This window comes from Synechococcus sp. JA-2-3B'a(2-13) (assembly GCF_000013225.1).
Taxonomy (GTDB): domain Bacteria; phylum Cyanobacteriota; class Cyanobacteriia; order Thermostichales; family Thermostichaceae; genus Thermostichus.
Genome location: NC_007776.1, coordinates 1228613 through 1246056, shown reverse-complemented (window position 1 = coordinate 1246056; position 17444 = coordinate 1228613). Strand labels below are relative to the sequence as shown.

11 protein-coding genes and 1 pseudogene are annotated in these 17444 nt (G+C 59.5%); 5 read left to right on the top strand and 7 right to left on the bottom strand.

The window, feature by feature from the left end:
• Window positions 1-35: 35 nt before the first annotated feature.
• From CYB_RS05700 to CYB_RS05685, 4 genes are all read right to left on the bottom strand, one after another.
• Window positions 36-1271, bottom strand: coding sequence for an RNA-guided endonuclease InsQ/TnpB family protein (locus CYB_RS05700; RefSeq protein WP_011432829.1), 1236 nt, complete (start codon window positions 1269-1271; stop codon window positions 36-38).
• 82 nt (window positions 1272-1353) lie between these two features.
• Entirely contained in the window at window positions 1354-1872 is a 519-nt protein-coding gene (locus CYB_RS05695; RefSeq protein WP_238376932.1) for a MarR family winged helix-turn-helix transcriptional regulator, read from the bottom strand.
• Between the two features lie 243 nt (window positions 1873-2115).
• Window positions 2116-3429, bottom strand: coding sequence for an alkaline phosphatase (locus CYB_RS05690; RefSeq protein WP_238376930.1), 1314 nt, complete (start codon window positions 3427-3429; stop codon window positions 2116-2118).
• A 283-nt stretch (window positions 3430-3712) separates the two neighbouring features.
• The gene (locus tag CYB_RS05685; protein ID WP_011432825.1) at window positions 3713-6079 is read right to left on the bottom strand and encodes a transglutaminase TgpA family protein; all 2367 of its coding nucleotides are present in this window, start codon (window positions 6077-6079) and stop codon (window positions 3713-3715) included.
• 183 nt (window positions 6080-6262) lie between these two features.
• On the opposite strand from CYB_RS05685, the gene uvrA reads away from it, so the two are divergent.
• On the top strand, window positions 6263-9166 hold the full coding sequence (gene uvrA, locus CYB_RS05680; RefSeq protein ID WP_011432824.1) for an excinuclease ABC subunit UvrA: 2904 nt from the start codon (window positions 6263-6265) through the stop codon (window positions 9164-9166).
• Window positions 9167-9339: 173 nt separating this feature from the next.
• Here the strand turns inward: uvrA and CYB_RS05675 are convergent, their stop codons facing one another.
• Window positions 9340-10494, bottom strand: a complete 1155-nt coding sequence (locus CYB_RS05675) for an RNA-guided endonuclease InsQ/TnpB family protein (RefSeq protein WP_011432823.1) — start codon at window positions 10492-10494, stop codon at window positions 9340-9342.
• Window positions 10495-10676: 182 nt separating this feature from the next.
• Between CYB_RS05675 and CYB_RS05670 the strand changes: the two genes are divergently transcribed.
• From CYB_RS05670 to CYB_RS05660, 4 genes and pseudogenes are all read left to right on the top strand, one after another.
• A complete protein-coding gene (locus CYB_RS05670) occupies window positions 10677-12920 on the top strand; it encodes a WD40 repeat domain-containing serine/threonine-protein kinase (RefSeq protein ID WP_148202710.1) in 2244 nt (747 codons plus the stop codon).
• 123 nt (window positions 12921-13043) lie between these two features.
• Window positions 13044-13227 (top strand): annotated as a pseudogene (locus tag CYB_RS15650) (hypothetical protein); the annotation flags it as partial.
• Between the two features lie 43 nt (window positions 13228-13270).
• Window positions 13271-14590, top strand: coding sequence for an NAD(P)/FAD-dependent oxidoreductase (locus CYB_RS05665; protein ID WP_011432821.1), 1320 nt, complete (start codon window positions 13271-13273; stop codon window positions 14588-14590).
• A gap of 65 nt (window positions 14591-14655) precedes the next feature.
• Window positions 14656-15363 (top strand): glycerophosphoryl diester phosphodiesterase membrane domain-containing protein, encoded by a 708-nt coding sequence (locus tag CYB_RS05660; protein ID WP_148202709.1) that lies wholly within the window; start codon window positions 14656-14658, stop codon window positions 15361-15363.
• A 58-nt stretch (window positions 15364-15421) separates the two neighbouring features.
• On the opposite strand, the gene mnmA is transcribed toward CYB_RS05660, so the two are convergent.
• Window positions 15422-16528 carry a tRNA 2-thiouridine(34) synthase MnmA gene (mnmA, locus tag CYB_RS05655; protein WP_011432819.1) on the bottom strand — a complete coding sequence of 369 codons (1107 nt, stop codon included), beginning with the start codon at window positions 16526-16528 and terminating at the stop codon, window positions 15422-15424.
• 102 nt (window positions 16529-16630) lie between these two features.
• Window positions 16631-17380 (bottom strand): HEAT repeat domain-containing protein, encoded by a 750-nt coding sequence (locus tag CYB_RS05650; RefSeq protein WP_049749566.1) that lies wholly within the window; start codon window positions 17378-17380, stop codon window positions 16631-16633.
• Window positions 17381-17444: the final 64 nt, after the last annotated feature.

The window sequence follows — 17444 nt, the reverse complement described above, 5'->3', positions numbered from 1 at the left end:
TCGCTGATCAGCCGGATCGGAGAGGGGAATGTAAACTACCCGACTCCGACCGCTAAAGCGGTACGGAGCGGGCTTTCAGTAGCCCTGAGCCTGTTCTGCTCTACCAGAGAACAAAACAGGCCCGAACCTCTAGGCTGGTTTACGACAGCCCCAAAAAGCGCAATCACATTCGCACCATTCAAATCCGCATCTCCTTCCCATCCACAGTGCCCACACTTAAACTTCTTTCCACTGCGGTAGGATTGCGCAGGGTCGGGATGGATGTGTAAACACTTGTGACAGGTCTGCGACGTGTAAGCAGGCGGCACAAGAATCAGAGAAACCCCTGCAGCCCTCGCCTTGTATTCCAGAAACTGACGTAGTTGGTAGAACGCCCAACTGTTGGCCCTGCGCCGCTCGGCTTTGCTGCGCGGCTGTTGATTGACTCTTTTCCGGATCCCTGTCAGGTCTTCCAGGGCAATAGCGCTGTTGGTAGCTTTTGCCCTAGAGACAATAGCTTTGGAGATGCGATGATTGACCCACGCCTGAAAACGTCTCTCCTTGCCAGACAGCCGTTGCAACAGTTGACGGCATCTGCGCCGCGAACTGCGTGTGCCCTTACTGGCTTTGCGTTGGAGTACCGCCCTCAACCGGGAGTAGTGGTCGCGGACTCTGTTCAACTGCTGTCCATTCCAATTGTCCCCCTCTGACGTATGGGCAATATCCGTCCTCCCCAAGTCCACCCCCAGTACTCTACCCGTGCGTTGCGGTGGGGATGGCTCCGCTTCTACACAGATTTGAATGGAGTAGGAGCCGTCTTTACGCTTGACCAGAGTGGCAGATTTGGGATTGGAGCCCGCCAGCCGTTCTCTCTGGTAGCGGCCAATCGCCAGCTCAAAGCGCTCCCGACCCTCCACCGTGGTCAGCGACACCGACCAGTCTTTCTCGCGGAACGAAAAGATACGAGCGTCGTAGGTAGCGAAGCCCCCCTTGTTCGCGTTAGCGTCGCGTAGCGACAACGCTTTGACGGGGCGGTTTTTCTGTTGTGCCACCTTGCGAGCATACGCTACCCGTCTGCATATCTGTTGAGCCAAGTTACTGGACAAGCCGAACCGGGCACGGATTTCGCGGTAGCACAGAGACTGGAGCTTAACGGCGTTGGCGACTTTCTCGGGTGTGTTTTGGTTGACCCAGTTCAAGGCTTGGCCAAAAGCCTCCAAAGTCGCGTCCAATTTGGCGGCCTGCGACTGGGACACCTTGAGCTTGCAGGATACGGTCAGGACTTGGGTCATAGTTCTATTGTAACCTCGCATTCCTCTCGGCACTGACCCTACGGGTACAGTGCGGGGCTCCTGCGATTTCTAGCTGAAAGCGCTAGAAAATAGCCTGCAGTTTTTTAAGGCAAGCCTGGATCTGCGCCATCTCCGAGGGATCCAGCTTTTGGAAGCGCTCTTTCAAGTAGGCGACGTGGGCCGGGAAAATTTCCTCAAACAGTTTTTCCCCCGCTTCTGTCAGCACGACCTTAAAGCAGCGTCGGTTTTCCGGGGGCACTTCCCGGCGCACCAGCCCTTTTTGTTCCAGGCGATCCACAATGCCGGTCAGTGTCCCTTTGGTCACCAGCGTTTTTTGGGCCAAGACATTCATGGTCATCCCAGGGGTATTGCCAAGGGTAACCAACACATCGAATTGGGGGGCCGTCAGCCCCATTTGCCGAATGTGAACCCCGGCGTAATTTTCAAAAGCTTGGTAGGCCCGCGCCAGATCCCGCAACAGCCCCAAAAAAGGCTCACGGGCCGCCAATACCGTCCCCCTCAGCGGAACAGAGTCCTCAGGCTTGAGAACCTCGTCGCTTTGGAGAAGGGGGGATGGAGAGGAGTCAGCGGGAGTGGGCATGGTTGAAGATCGCAGTTCGCGTTGGTGGAACAAACTCAAACCCAAAGGACAGTCTCGGCTCCATGATAGCCCACTGTAGTACAGTTCTAACGCAAAATGAACTACGTCTATCTGCTTTGCTGAGCTAGCCCCTTCGCCGTTATGTGGTTCTCATAAAAAAAGGGGATCCACTGGATGGATCCCCCGTGACGGACAGAGCTTGTGGGGCAAACACCCGCCCAAGGCAGGTGACCACAGCAGACACTAGGGCTTCAGCTCGCTGGGGATGCGCTCCCCAAAGAGCACGAAGTAGAGAATGCGGTAGATGTCTGTGTTCAGGATTCCAGTGACCGGCACTAGCTCTCGAGCGTTCAGGCCCGCAGCGCGAGCGATGACTCCACTGCCGACGTCATCTCCGGTAGCCCAAGCCACGGCAAAGGGAAAGCGCTTGCCATTCTTGTCAGGAGCAGAAATAAACGGCTTTGTGCCCGTGCCGTCAACTCCGTCAATGGGGGCACCACTGCCTTTGGGGTCAGTAGGGGGCAGCGGCTCCTCGGCGGATTCGATATCCACCAACTGCATCCCGCCGGCGTTGCTGTCGCTGGTGGTAATCATGAAGGTCTTGGGATTCTTCTCGATAAAGTTGAGAATCACCCCGATGGCATCGTCGGCCCGCTTCATGGCCTCCAGGCAGCCAGAGGCATTGAGGTTGTTGCACATGTTATCAGTGCCCTCTTCTTCGATGACGGCGAAGAAGCCCTTAGGATTGCGGGAGATCCGCGCCAGGGCAAATTCGGTCATCTCGGCAATGGTGGGGGCGCTGGCGATGTAGTTGGGCAAGTTTTCTTTCCGCAACTCTTCTTCAGGCTTGTCGTAGAAGGTGTCCTCGACGTTGAACACCCCCAAAACCTTGGAGACATCTGCCGGCAGCTTGAGCAGCTCGTCGCGGGTGTAGACAACGGCGTACCCCTTTTTCTTGGCCTCCTCAATCAGGTTGCGGCCATCCTTGCGCTTCCCTTTGCCAAAGCGGCCCTGGACACCTTCCGGCAGCAGCCATTCCTCGCCAGCGCCGAGGATGATGTCTACCCCTGACTCCACCACCTGCAGGGCAATCTCCTCATAGTCGCTGCGCTTGGCAGCTTTGGCAACGAAGGCAGCCGTCCCCGGCTCAATGATGGATCCCGTTTGCACCAGAGCCGTACCCAAGCCTGCCGCCACAGCCTCTTCCATGATCGTGTTCAGGGTGCCGTTGGCAGAGGAGTACTCTTTGCCGTCCGGATCCAACCCAAAGCTCTTGGCGTGGGCACGAGTTCCTGTGGCATGGGTCACCGCTCCGGCGTTGGAAGTTCCCCCAAGCTGGTCGAAAAGGTGCCCGCGATAGGTGGTAATCACGGGAAGACGATCCCAGTTCAGAAAGCCATCGGGGCCGTAGTGGAGAATGCGTGTGATGTCCCAGTGAGAAGCCGAAGTGCCATCCGGGTGGAAGAAGATGGCCCCGTTTCCGGTCGGCTGAGGCGCTGCTTGAGCCAGGCTAGAGGAGAAGACGGAAGAAGACAAAACGCATACAGTCGCAGCCAACGCTGCCCTCAGAGAATAGCTACGCGTAGCTAGCACGCTCTTGCTCGTTCAAAGCTGAACGTTAAGAAAAGTAACACAGCTTCGGACGAGTTTGCAAGAGCAGAGCAACTTACCAGTGTGCGACGTGCCCAAAGTGAGTACGCCGCCTCCCATCCCGCTATTCTGGCAGGCCAGCTTACGGGGTCCATAACTGTTGTTAACTATCTCTTAACTATCTCTTAACTGTCAAGGTTTCTCGCAGGGCTTTTGGGGTACCTGCTCCAGGGCATAGCCGTCCTTCTGGTCAGGCGGCTCTTCTGGGGGTTTTGGCCAGTGGCTGCCATGCTCGTCTGAGCCGTTTGAATTGCTGTTGCCAGCGCTGCAATTCGCCCGCCTCCAACGGGATCCCACCGAAGCGCACCTCCAGGTAGCGCTCCAAGAACTGGATGGCCACCTGGGCTTGTGGTAAGTCGGAGTGGCGCAAGTGTTCCAGGCAGGCCTCAGGGCCTAGGTGGGCTGGGATCCCCACCGCCGTCGCCAGATCCCGCAGTTGCAGATAAAGCCTTGAGATAAGCTGGCGGCGCTGCTGCGACTTGGGTAGAGCCGCCGGGATCCAGCGCATCCCAGCAAAGGCCAGACTCGGTAGCAAGAGGCCAACCATCCAGGTGGGCCAGGGGGGCGGAGGCTGCCACAGGGATCCCAGCAAAACCCCATTGCCGGCAGTGGCCAACAGAATCCACCCCCCATCCTGCCAGCGCAAAGCCCGATAGCGGCGGCGGCGACCCCAATAGGCCATGGATCCGGTGATCAAAACCACCCCCAACACCGGCAGGCCATTCTGCTGCAACGTTTGCCCCAAGGCAACCAGGTTGCGACGGAAGCCAGCACCGACATCCTCTCGATCCGGAGAGGCGGCTACAGCGCTGGCCATCTCCTGAATCTGCCGCCAGATCTGCTGCTGGGTGGATAGGTCGTACTGGATGACGTACTTGAACCAGCGAAAGCGCAAGCTGTCGTAAAAATCCTGAATCGGATCCCACCAGGTTTCCCGCCGGCTGACATTGGCCTCTGCCGGTGTGGCATCGAAAATGATCCACCCGTAGGAGCCAAAGGGGATCTCTGTCCAGGAATGGGCGTCGGCATTGCGCACTGCCAGATACCGTTCCTGCGCCACCCAGCGCCCGCCCAAAAAGCCATTCACCATCCGGGCCGGGATGCCAATGCTGCGGGCCAGTATCGTCAGGGCTGTGGCGAAATATTCGCAGTGGCCCCGCCGATGGGTGAACAGAAAGGCTTCCAAAGGCGGTTCAGGGCCGGGATCCGGCAGATCGGTGGTATAGGCGTAGTTCTCCAGCAGGTAGTTCTGCAAAGCCGTCACCTTGCCAAAGACATCGGGGATCCCAGCGGTAACGTCTTCAGCCAAGGCGGGAATGCGCGGATCCAGGTCTGCTGGCAACTGCAGATAGGCTTGTTGCTGGACTGGGTCAAGAGCGCTCAGCAGCTCCTCCCGGCCAAGCTGGCGCAGGCGGGGTTCCAGATCCCGTGGGATCCGGCTCACGGCACGGTAGAGATAGGGCATCCGGGGGGGCAGAGAATGGCTGACATCCCCGGTCTCGCGCAGGAGCAGGCGGCGGTTTTGCCATTGCCACCTCTGCTGTGGGGTCATCGCCCCACCTCGATCCAGCCATTCCACCTCCACCAGCGGCGCCACCCCAAAAACGGTGTTGGTGGCCAGCGGCTCCAGATAGATAAGCTGCTCCAAGGGGAGAAGCAGCAGGTCAGGAGCAGTGGGGATCAAGCTGGAGGCAGAGAGATCAAATACCCCTGCTGCGTTGGGGAAAATGGGGATGAAGCGGTCTAGCGTCCGCGACCAGGCCAGCCCGTCGTAGCGATCGAAGCTGATCCCGCGCCAGTAGAGGGACTCCACACGGGGCGGCACCCCTGCCGGAAATTCCACCCGCATGACAACGGTGTTATCGGTTTTGAGGGTGCCGAATGCTCCCAGGCTGACTTCCTCGGCAAAGCCGGTGGTCATCACCGGCGAGCGGGCCTGGCGACCCAGAATTCCTAAACTGACCCGCGGGAACAAGAAAAACAAAGCCACGGACAGGATCACCGCCAGCAAAGCCAGGGATCCGAGAAAGCCCAAGAAGTTGAGGTTGATGCCACGGGTTTGGCTGGCTGCCTGCGGGTGCTGCTCTGCTTGCAGGCGCAGGTGGTAAAGGGTGAGGTTGATTAGCCCTACCCCCACGTACAGCAAAAACAGCAGCCCAAAGCTGATGTCTTCGTTGAACAGGGTGGCAATGGCCATCAGCAGCAGAGACAGCACCGCCAACTGGATGTGATCGGCTGCCCGTTCCCGCTGAAACAGCTTGGCCCCCGTTAGGTAAAGCACCAAGCCAATGGCCCCATCGGAAAAGGGAAGGATCCCAAAGATAACCAAAGCCAGCAGGCTAAGCAACACCGCCACCGTCAGGGGCATCCACAGGGGGGCATAGCGGGCAAAAGCAATCCTTGGCGGCTCCCAAAACCAACTGCAGGCCCCTGCGGCCAAGCAAACGGCAATGACCGGTGGCGACAGAGCCTGATCCCCCAGACAAAGGGCCGTGAAGGCGATCCCCACCAACAGGTAAACAAACACCTTTTGAACGGATGGCAGTGTCCAGGTCATGGCCCTTGGGATTCAATCCTTTCCAGCATAGCCAAGTCTTTTTTGCTACCGGTTTGCCCTCCCTGGGATCCCCTTCTGGACAAAGCGAAGGGCATTAGAATCGTTAGCTAAGAATCGTTAAGATTTTGTTACTCGCCGGTCTCGACGGGATACCTGTGACACGCTGCGCGAAAAGGTGGTGAGATGTCCAGCCAAAACGAAATTCACGTGGTGGGGGCGCGGCAGCACAACCTCAAGAATGTCGAGCTGCGGATCCCGCGGGATCGCCTGGTGGTGTTCACCGGCGTCTCCGGCTCTGGCAAATCTTCTTTGGCCTTTGACACCATTTTTGCCGAAGGGCAGCGGCGCTATGTGGAATCCCTCAGTGCCTATGCGCGGCAGTTTTTGGGGCAACTGGACAAGCCGGATGTGGATCGCATCGAAGGGCTGAGTCCGGCCATCTCCATCGATCAAAAGTCCACCAGCCACAACCCCCGCTCGACGGTTGGCACCGTTACCGAAATCTATGACTACCTGCGGCTTCTGTATGGGCGAGCTGGGATCCCGCACTGTCCCCATTGCAACCGGGTGATCGCCCCCCAGACGGTGGATCAGATTGTGGATCAGATCATGGCCCTGCCGGATCGGACGCGGTTTCAGTTGCTCTCGCCGGTGGTGAAGGGGAAAAAGGGCACCCATGCCAACCTGTTGCAAAGCTTGCGCCAGCAAGGGTTTGTGCGCGTGCGCATCGACGGCCAGGTGCGGGATCTGAGCGAGGAGATCGAGTTAGCCAAAAACAAAACCCACACCCTTGAGGTTGTGGTGGATCGGCTGGTCAAGAGCCCCGACATAGCGGAGCGACTGGCCGATTCTCTGGCAACCTGCCTGCGCCAGTCGGGAGGAATTGCGGTGGTGGAGCTGCTGCCGCGGGAAGAGGAGCGAGAACAGCTGCTGCAAAAGGTGGCCGAGTCGGCGGGGCAATACCTGAACAGCAAGCCAACGGAGCTGATTTTTTCTGAGCAATTTGCCTGCCCGGAGCACGGTTCGGTGATGGGCGAGCTGTCGCCGCGCCTGTTTTCCTTCAACTCGCCGATTGGGGCCTGTCCTGTCTGCCACGGGCTGGGTTTTGAGCCCATCTTCGACCCCGAGCGGATCGTGCCCGATCCGAAGCTACCCCTGTACGCCGCCATCGCCCCTTGGGCAGAGCGGGAGAACCCCTACTATCTGGCCCTGTTGGCGGGAGCCGCCAAGGCTTTTGGCTTCGACCTCAGCAGCCGCTGGTGTGATCTCACCCCCCAGCAACAGCAGATCATCCTCTACGGCGCCGACCAGGAGGTCTACATCGCCGAGGCGGAATCTCAGTACCGAGGCCGGGGGTACTATCGCCGCTATGAGGGGGTGATTCCCCAATTGCAGCGGCACTACCAGGAAACCACTTCCGAAATCTATCGGCAAAAGCTGGAAGCCTACCTCACCTACCGTCCCTGTTCCGCCTGTGGGGGATCCCGTCTCAAGCCGGAAGCTCTGGCCGTGCGCATCGGCGGCTACCGCATTACCGATCTCACCGAGATCTCCATCCGCGACTGCCTGCACCGCCTGGAGCAGCTAAACCTTACCCCCCGCCAAGCGCAGATCGGCGAGTTGGTGCTGCGGGAGATCAAAACCCGGCTGCAGTTTTTGGTGGATGTGGGCCTCGACTACCTCACCTTGGCCCGCCCGGCCATGACCCTCTCCGGGGGCGAGGCGCAGCGGATCCGGCTGGCCAGCCAGATGGGCTCCGGCTTGACGGGGGTGCTCTACGTGTTGGACGAACCCTCGATTGGCCTCCACCAGCGGGACAACGAGCGCCTGTTGCAAACCCTGTTTCGCCTGCGAGATCTGGGCAACACCCTGATCGTGGTGGAACACGACGAAGAAACCATCCGTGCCGCCGACCACATCGTCGATATCGGCCCTGGAGCCGGGATCCACGGGGGGGAAGTGGTGGCCCAGGGATCCCTGGCGGACATCATGGCCTGCGAGCGCTCCATCACCGGAGCTTATCTTTCGGGGCGGCTGCGGATCCCTACCCCTGCGCAGCGGCGGGCTGGCAAGGCGGTTTCTCTCAAGCTCACCAATGCCCACAAAAACAACCTCAAGCACATTGATGTAGAGATCCCCCTGGGCAAGTTGGTCTGTGTTACAGGCGTCTCCGGCTCCGGCAAATCCACCTTGGTCAACGAATTGCTCTACCCTGCCCTGCAGCACCATCTTGGACACAAGGTGCCCCAACCCACGGAGATGGGAGCACTTGAGGGCATCGAACACATTGACAAGGTGATCGTGATCGACCAATCTCCCATTGGCCGTACCCCCCGCTCCAACCCTGCCACCTACACCGGCCTGTTCGACCCGATCCGCCAAACCTTTGCCCAAACCTTGGATGCCAAGGCCAGAGGCTACCCATCCGGCCACTTTTCCTTCAATGTCAAGGGGGGGCGCTGTGAAGCCTGCAAAGGGCAGGGGGTGAACGTGATTGAAATGAACTTTCTGCCCGATGTGTACGTCACCTGCGAAGTCTGCGGGGGCAGCCGCTACAGCCGCGAAACCCTGCAGGTCAGGTACAAGGGCAAGAACATCGCCGAAGTCCTGGATATGACGGTGGGGGAGGCGCTGGAGTTTTTCGCTGCCCTGCCTCCTGCCGCCAAGATCCTGCAGACCTTGGCCGATGTGGGCCTCGATTACATCAAGCTGGGCCAGCCAGCTCCTACCCTCTCCGGTGGGGAAGCGCAACGGGTCAAGCTGGCCGCAGAACTGGCCCGCCGCTCCACCGGCAAAACCCTCTATCTGCTGGATGAGCCCTCCACCGGCTTGTCTTTTTACGATGTCCACAAGCTCTTGAACGTCCTGCAACGGCTGGTGGATACAGGCAACACCGTGCTGGTGATCGAGCATAACCTGGACATTCTCCGCTGTGCTGATTGGATTATTGACTTGGGGCCAGAGGGCGGCGACCGCGGCGGCCAGATCATCGCCGTTGGCACCCCAGAACAGGTGGCTGAGCACCCCGGATCCCATACAGGGCGATATTTGAAGCAGGTTTTGCAACAACATCCCCCAGGTCGCTGAGCAACTCAGCCTGCTCCAGGGAGAAAGTTGACCGAAAGCGGCTGTCGGGATCCCCTTTCGCTTTTTGCTCTGCTCACCTCAGCCATGGCGGTGGAGGACTGATGCGGCGAGGACTCTATCCCACCCAGGCGCTCCGCACCGTGAACGCAAGGGTAAACTACCCGACACCCGCGCTATGCGCAGGGTGCGGGCTTTATCCCAATCCCTAGCGGCCCCAGAGGACAGCTAAGTTTCGGAATTTCAGGCGAGTTTACAGTCGCCCCAAGGAGAGAGATTACTTGAGCAGCGTTATGGTCAGCATCCCCTTCCCACCCGCAGTGCCCACACTTGAACGACTTACCATTGCGGTAGGACTTACCCCGCTCAGGGTGGATGTGCAGGCATTTGTGGCAGGTCTGACTGGTGTAGGCAGGCGGCACCAGCACCACAGGCACTCCAGCAATGGCAGCCTTGTAGGCTACAAACATCCTGAGCTGGTAGAACGCCCAGTTGTTAGTCCTGCGCCGCTCAGCCTTACTTCGAGACTTCTGATTCAAGCAATCTCTGATGCCTGTCAAGTCTTCAAAAGCCAGTGCCGCACCAATAGCCTGGGCATCCCTGACCAAGGTTTTGCTGATGTTATGGTTCAGCCATGTCTGGTAGCGCCGTTCTCTCCCAGAGAGCCTTCTCAGCAGCCTCCTAGAGCTGCGAGTGCGTTTGGATTGAACCTTGGCGCGTACACGGCTGAACCGGTCACGGACGGCCTGGATGTGCTCTCCACTCCAAGAGCGTCCATTGCTAGCGGTGGCGATATCCCGCCTGCCCAAGTCAACTCCGATTACCTTTGGAGTTTTGCCAGTCGGGGGAGTATCCAGCTCAACAGCGATGTTGATGTAGTACTCCCCTTGCTTGGTCTTGGACAGAGTAGCGCTGGTGGGCGTTTGCCCCCGCAGCAAAGCGATTTGATAACCGCCAATCTTGAGCTTGAGCCAAACCCGTCCGCTCATCAGGGTCACGCCCACGGCCTGGTCGGACTCTCGGTACTTAAAAGTACGAGCGTCCAAAGTCAGACTGGTGGGGCGGAACTTGTGGACTTGCTTCACCGCCTTGGCATTGCTAATCACCCGACGGAGCGCCTGACAGACGTGGTTGGCTTTCAGCCCCGTTGCTGCTCTTACCGGTCGATAGACCAGGTGATGCAGCTTGACGGTGTTCCAGCACTTCTCACGCTTGGCGGTATCCAGAATCTGGTTGCAAGCGTCAGCAAACCTCTGCAGGGTGCGGTCAATTTCTTGACGCAACTCTACAGGGACTATCAGCTTGCAACGTACAGATATGGCCTGGCTCATAGGCTTATTGTAGTTCATCCAGACTTTTGACCAGCAAACCTATATGGAGGAGGGCTTTCCTCCCGACACCAAGCCTGCGGCTATGGTGCGGGCCTCCAGCCCGAAAATTTGGTGAACGGTTAGCCTGAGTCTCACGTCGCCATGGCATGATGGGTCGGAAGGAAAAGGTTCGCACTCTCCCCATGGTAGGGCAGACCCTGGGTGGCCGCTATCAGATCTTGGAAGCACTGGGATCCAGCGGACAAACCTACTTGGCACAGGATAGCCATCATCCTGAGCGGCTTCGGGTGGTGCTCAAACGCTGGCAGGCCGGCCAAAATGCTCCGCACCGCGAACACAGTGAGGACTCCGCCTCGCTACGGCATCTCTTTCAGCAAGAAGTGGCGCTGCGGGAGCACCTGGGATCCCACGAGGGTATCCCCCGCCTGTTGGCCTGCTTTGAGCAAGAGGGGGAGTTTTATTGGGTGGAAGAATGGGTTGAAGGGCCCACCCTGGAACAAGCTCTATTGCTAGGTAACGCAACCGAGAGGGGCCAGCTAACGACTCCGTCCCGCCAAATGCACTGCCATTGGGGGCACGACTGGACAGAGGCTGAGGTACGAGCCTTGTTGCAGGATGTGCTGCAAACCTTGGCCTTCCTGAATGAGGAAGGGGTGAGCTGCTGCAACCTGCAGCCCTCTCGCTTGATCTACCGTCAGGCGGATGGCCGATGGGTGTTGTTGAAGTGGGGGGGTGAGGAACAGGGTCTGGCTTTTTCCGGCTCTGGCTTCGGGAACCCCTATGGCCCCAGGCATTGCAGCGACCTCTATGCTCTTGGGCTGATTGCCCTGCAGGCCCTCTGCGGGATCCCGCCCCAGAAGCTGTTTCGCGACCCGTTGACGGGGGAGTTGCGCTGGCACGATCTGGCCTCTACTAGCGCTCCTTTTGCTGCTTTTCTGGATCGTTTGGTGAGCTGCAACCCACAACAGTGCTTTCCTTCAGCAACAGCAGCTCTGGCCGCTTTGCAGGCTTTGCCCCCCGCCGAGAGCCCCCCTGCCGCCGAACTCCTGTCCCAGCCCAGCCCTGTCGCCGCCGAGCCCTTACAGGAGCCAACCACCCCACCGCGTTCTCCGGTATCGCTGCGGGCGCGTCCCCGGATCCCACCGGTTTGGGCAGGAGGCAGCTTGGCGGCTTTGCTGGCGTTGACGGTGGCAGGGGTATGGCAGATGAGGGCGAACCTTGGCCTGCGGGGGGAGCCCAAGGATTCTGTCCCCCTCACGAGAACGGGATCCTCTGGCCCGGCAAAGCGCAACGGCCTGGGACTCCATCCTACTCGCGAGAACGGTTCTCATGCCTCCGTCCCCACCGCCGTCACGGTCGCGGAAGCGTCGCGTAGCGATAACGACCCGGCAGACTGGGCCAAGTCTTTGCAGCTCAAGGCTACGCTGGAAGGCCCTGTCGCCGTCACTGCTCTGGCCATCAGCCCGGATGGAAATCTCCTTGCTGCCGGGGGAGACGACGGCGTGATCCGGCTTTGGGATCCCCAGGCTGGCCAACTGCTCCAGAGCTGGGCAGGCCACGAGGGATCCGTTGAGGCACTGGCCATCAGCCCAGATGGTACCTTTTTGGTGAGTGGGGGGGCAGACAAGACGGCACGGGTCTGGGATCTGGCGACCCTGGGGGATCCGGCTCTCTCGCCTGGGGATGTGCTGGCGCGGCTGCAGTTGCAAGGGCACACCGGGTTGATCAACAGTGTCGCCATTAGCCCCGATGGTCGTTGGATTGCCAGTGGCAGCGCCGACCGCACCATCCGCCTTTGGCAGGCCGACAACGGCCAGTTGATCCGCACCCTATCGCCTCACACTGCTGCCGCCGCCCAGGATACCCCTCAGAGGGCAGGCATTACAGCGGTGGCCTTTGGCCCAAGACCCACCCGTATGAATACTTCCCGCCAGTCTGAAGGGATCCCCCCTTGGATCTTGGTGGCCGCCAATGGAGATCCCACCGTTCACCTTTGGGATCCTGGCAGCGGGGCCTTGCTGGAAACCCTAAAGGCCGACTACCCCATCGAGCAGGTGCTTCTGAGTCCAGATGGCCGCTATTTGCTCGCCGGCAGTACCGGTGGCATCTTGGTCTGGAACTTGGGCACGGGATCCTTGGAGCGCACCTTGCCCCAGACTTTGTCCGGCTTGGCCGCCCTTGCCCTCAGCCCTGATGGCCGCTTGCTCGCCAGCGGCACCGATTACCGCGCTCACCAGATTAAGCTCTGGGATCTGCGCAGCGGAGAACAGTTGCGCACCCTGGGCGGCCAGACTTGGATGGTGAGCGTCTTGCTGTTTGGCCCCGGTCGCGGAAGCGTCGCGCAGCGATATGGGCAGACCCTTCTCAGTGGTGGCGCCGATGGCTCAATTCGCATTTGGGGGCCAGCCGACCCAGCTCAGCCCTAGTGGGATCCAAGCAGATACTAGTGGGATCCAAGCAGATAAAATACTCGACGAAGAAGGGATCCCGGCAGAGCATGACTCTAGTCAATAATAAGCTCAACTATACTGAAAATAATGTATAATATGTTCAGTACGGATTACTACCAGTTGATCTTTCTGTTTACTTTCGAGTCTGCCAACATGGTAGCCAAAGCAAAGCAGAAAATTGGTAGTAAGACGACACGGAAACTGCGCTTTGGGTATTCTACTCAAAGCTTTGCGGGATACCGCCATTCTGGTTGGAAACAAACAGAATGCTATCGCTGCATAGTTGAACAGTGATGTTCAGCAGTGTTCAGCGTAAATGTATCAGCATGGGCAAAGTTGTCATCATTGGGGCGGGGCTGGCCGGCTTGGCTTGCGCCAAAGTGCTGAGCCAGGCGGGGTGGAGGGATGTCCTGGTTCTGGAAAAAAGCGACGGCCCTGGGGGGCGGGTGCGTACCGACAAGGTGGATGGCTTTCGCCTGGATCGCGGTTTTCAGGTGCTGTTCACCGCCTATCCCAAAGTGCGACAGCATTTGGATCTAGGCAAGCTCGATCCCCGTCCCTACCGGCCCGGCGCTATTTTGGCTCAACCCGGTCGCTGCTGGCTGTTGGGGGATCCCCTACGGGATCTGTCCAGCCTTCTCCCCTCTTTGCTCAACCCCTTGGCCAGCTTTGGGGACAAGCTCAAGGTGCTGCAATTGCGATCCGAGCTGGCGCGCCGCAGCCCGGAGCAGGTTTTTCAAGAAGGGCTAGGGGGATCCGATTGCTCGCTGCGGGAGTTTCTGGAGCAGTACGGCTTTTCCCAACAGATCTGCCAGCACTTTTTCTACCCCTTTTTCCGCGGGATCCTTCTAGATCCGGATCTGGGCAGTAGCGCCCGCCTCTTTGCCTTTTATTTCAAGATGATGGCCGAGGGATCCATTGTCACCCCGGCCTTGGGCATGGGAGAACTGGCCCGACAACTGGCCGGTCACCTGTCCCCCGAACAGATTCGCTACCAAACCCCGGTGGAGCGCATCCTGGCAGAAGACGGGAAAGTGCGCGGGATCCGCACCGCCAAGGGTGAAGAGATCCCTGCCGAGTGGGTAGTTTGTGCTACTGATGCCCCTCAGGCACGGGCCTGGCAGGCGGAGCTGTGCCCTCAAGCCCCCACCCCCATTCCCACCCAGGGGCGAGCGGTGACCTGTCTCTACTTCTGCGCCCCCTTTTCCCTCAGCCGCGGCGCCTACTTGTACCTCAACGCCACCGGCCAGGGCTGGATCAACCATTGGGTCCAACTTACCCGCATCAGCCCGGCGCTGGCTCCTCCTGGCCAACACCTGTACTCTGTGGTGGTGCTAGGGGATCCCCCCTTGAGGGACGAGGAACTGGCCCAAGCCTGCCAGGCCGAGCTGCAAACTTACTTCCCCGTCGCGGCAGCGTCGCGTAGCGATAAAGCCCCCTTGGAGCAACTGCGCCTGCTGCGGGTGTACCGGATCCCTTTTGCCCAGTTTGTACAACCCCCCGGCTTTCAGCAGCATTTGGTTCCCACCCATAGCGGCCTGCCAGGCCTTCTCTGGGCTGGAGAGTACACTCACCAGAGCAGCATCGAGGGATCCCTGCGCAGCGGCGAACAGGCAGCGGCGTGGATCCTCCAAAAATCCGCCTAGATCTGTACAAAGCAATACAGACTTTCTTAAGCCTGCTCCCAGAACCAAAGCCGGGATCCCGTGGTATGAAGGGGGTGAACTTGGTCGCCCACGAGGATCCCTCTGTTATGCAGAATGTTACCCTCAACCCCTTCTCCCTTTTGCAGCGCTCGCTGGAACTGGTAGGCCCTATCTATGGGCCGCTGCTGATCCTGGCTTCTCCTGGCTTTGTCATTCCCATCGTTGCGGAGCTGATCCCGCTTGCCGGGGGGATCCTCAACTTGGCCTATGGCCTGATTGGTGCGCCCATCCTGGCCGGGGCAGCCTTCTGGTTGGTGGATCAGCACTTGAAGCAGCGAACTCCCCCGCTGGGCAACAGCCTGGATCGGGCTGTCTCTAGGGCAGTGCCTCTGGTATTCGGCAGCATTCTGCTGGTGTTGATTGTCTCGCTGGGGATGCTGTTGTTTGTGCTTCCCGGAATCTACTGGGGGGTGAGGCTAGCTTTTACCCTCTACGCGATTGTCCTGGAAGACAAAGGTGCCACGGAAGGGTTGGGCTACAGTTGGAACCTCGTCAGGGGCCGTTGGTGGGGGGTGTTTTGGGCATTTCTGGCCGTGGGTTTGATCTTCGGCATCGCGATCCTGATTTCGTTTTCTGTTGGGGGGATCCTGGGAGATACCCTAGGTGCGGCTGTGGTTGGGAATGCTGCCGCCACGGCAGTTGCGCCTATCCTCAATATCTATACAGTGCTCCTGTTCCGATCCCTGCAGCAGCTGCAAGCGCAAGCAGCGTAGTTTGGCTTGCCCTCACCCCCAATCCTTCCCCCCTGGCGAGAGGGAAGTTGCAGTTGGCCTAGGGAGAAGGGCGCTCCAGGATCCCTCCCCCCAGCAGGAGATCCCCGTGGTACCAGACGGCGGCTTGGCCAGGAGTGACCCCAAACTGCGGCTCGGCAAACTGCAGCTTTACCCGCTCTGGCGATTCCGGGATCACCATGGCGGGCACTGGGGGGGTACGGTAGCGCACCTGAACCTCAACAGCCAAGGATCCCGTCGGCGCCGGGATAGAGACCCAGTTGACTTGGCTTACCCACGCTTCAGCCTGGGTAGCCTCCTCCCGTTCCCCCACGACAACGCGGTTCATGGCCGCATCGATGCGCACCACGTAAAGCGGACGGGAAGAGGCAATCCCCAACCCCTTGCGCTGGCCCACCGTGTAGTGGTGGATGCCCTCATGGGATCCCAGCACTCGCCCCTGGGTATCGACGATTTCCCCTGGCCTTTGCCCAAGGTACTGATCCAAAAAGCTCCGCATCGAGCCATAGGTTTCAATCAAGCAGAGATCCTGGCTTTCGGGCTTGTCGGCTGTAACCAGCCCGTAGCGGGCAGCCAACTGACGGGTTTGGGCCTTGGTGTACTCGCCCAAGGGGAAGAGGCTATGGGCTAGGTGCTCTTGGCTGAGGTCGTAGAGAAAATAGGACTGATCCTTCTGCCGATCTACCGCCCGCAGGAGTTGGTAACGTCCTAGCTCGGCGTTAAAGCGCACCCGTGCGTAGTGGCCGGTGGCCATCTGCGAGATGCCCAGCTTTTCGCGGGCATAGGCCAGCAACGGGCCGAATTTCACCAGCTTGTTGCATTGGGAGCAGGGCAGGGGAGTAATGCCCTCCGCGTAGCCGGCTACCAGGTAATCGACAATGTTGGCCTGGAACAGCTCGCGGCTATCCACCACATGGTGCGGGATCCCCAGCTGCTCACAAACAGCTGCCGCATCCACCAAGCCTTCGGTACAGCACTGCCCCTTCCCCCTCATGAGCCAGAGGGTGACCCCCTCCACGGCGTAGCCCTGTTCCTGCAAAAGGGCCGCCACCGTAGAGCTATCCACACCCCCAGAAAGGGCCGCCACAATGCGGGGCCGCGACGGGGATGCAACAGGTGAAACCGATGAGTGGGGGCTGATAACCATTGAGACAAGGGATCCTAGGAAAAGAAAGGCTCAGCCGGAAACAGAGGAGGCCTCTCTCTGGGGATTGGGGAACCCGGAACAAGCTGAGCCGGGATCTTTACTTTAGCCTTCCTCAGAATTGGCTGGCCCGGATCCCTTCTCAGGGGTGGTTTCTGAGATGCCCCTTTGCCGCAAGCGCCGCAGCGAATCCAGAGCCGCCGCCGCAACGCTATCGTGGGGATCCCTGGCCAGGTAGTTGAGAGCAGAAACGCTCTTGGGGGAAGGCAAATTGCCCAGCGCTTGGGCCAGCCGCTGCCGCACCAGCCAGTCTTCCGATTGGGCAAACCGCAGGATGTGATCCAGGGCCCGCGGATCCCCCAGTTCTCCCAAAGCTGCGATGGCCGCCTGTTGTAGCAGCTCTTCTGGCCCCTCCAACGCCCGCAGCAGCACGTCGTAAGCCCGCGGATCCTTCAAGTTCCCCAAGGCCACCGCGGCACTGAAGCGCACCAGCCATTCTACATCCTCGTAGAAAGCACGCACTAAAGCTTCAAAAGCCCGCGGATCTTCCAAGTAGCCCAGGGCACCTGCCGCGTCGGCGCGAATGCCATAATCCGGGTCTTGGGTGAGGATTTCCAGCAATTTGGGCAGACAGGCGTCCGTTTGCTTGATCCCCAGGGCAAAGACGGCAAAAGAGCGCACCTGCAGGTTCTCATCGTCGATGACCTGCAAAATCAGCGGCACCGCCTGCTCTGCCGGCACATCCCGCAACTGGGCCAAGGCCACCATCCGGTCTGCAGAACGCGGGCTGCGCAAGCGTTGAGCGATCTCCTGTAAACGGGCGGGGTTGGCGGGATCCAAAGCAGAGACAGTCATGGCGTTAACAAATATTTACAATCTTTCTTCAGTATGGCAAACGAGGCTGCGCTTGGACAGAGGC

Excerpts from the sequence above, each read along its gene's own strand:
- CYB_RS05700 (WP_011432829.1), bottom strand. The coding sequence starts at position 1,271 with ATGACCCAAGTCCTGACCGTATCCTGCAAGCTCAAGGTGTCCCAGTCG.
- CYB_RS05695 (WP_238376932.1), bottom strand. The coding sequence starts at position 1,872 with ATGCCCACTCCCGCTGACTCCTCTCCATCCCCCCTTCTCCAAAGCGAC.
- CYB_RS05685 (WP_011432825.1), bottom strand. The coding sequence starts at position 6,079 with ATGACCTGGACACTGCCATCCGTTCAAAAGGTGTTTGTTTACCTGTTG.
- uvrA (WP_011432824.1), top strand. The coding sequence starts at position 6,263 with ATGTCCAGCCAAAACGAAATTCACGTGGTGGGGGCGCGGCAGCACAAC.
- CYB_RS05675 (WP_011432823.1), bottom strand. The coding sequence starts at position 10,494 with ATGAGCCAGGCCATATCTGTACGTTGCAAGCTGATAGTCCCTGTAGAG.
- CYB_RS05670 (WP_148202710.1), top strand. The coding sequence starts at position 10,677 with ATGGTAGGGCAGACCCTGGGTGGCCGCTATCAGATCTTGGAAGCACTG.
- CYB_RS05665 (WP_011432821.1), top strand. The coding sequence starts at position 13,271 with ATGGGCAAAGTTGTCATCATTGGGGCGGGGCTGGCCGGCTTGGCTTGC.
- CYB_RS05660 (WP_148202709.1), top strand. The coding sequence starts at position 14,656 with ATGAAGGGGGTGAACTTGGTCGCCCACGAGGATCCCTCTGTTATGCAG.
- mnmA (WP_011432819.1), bottom strand. The coding sequence starts at position 16,528 with ATGGTTATCAGCCCCCACTCATCGGTTTCACCTGTTGCATCCCCGTCG.
- CYB_RS05650 (WP_049749566.1), bottom strand. The coding sequence starts at position 17,380 with ATGACTGTCTCTGCTTTGGATCCCGCCAACCCCGCCCGTTTACAGGAG.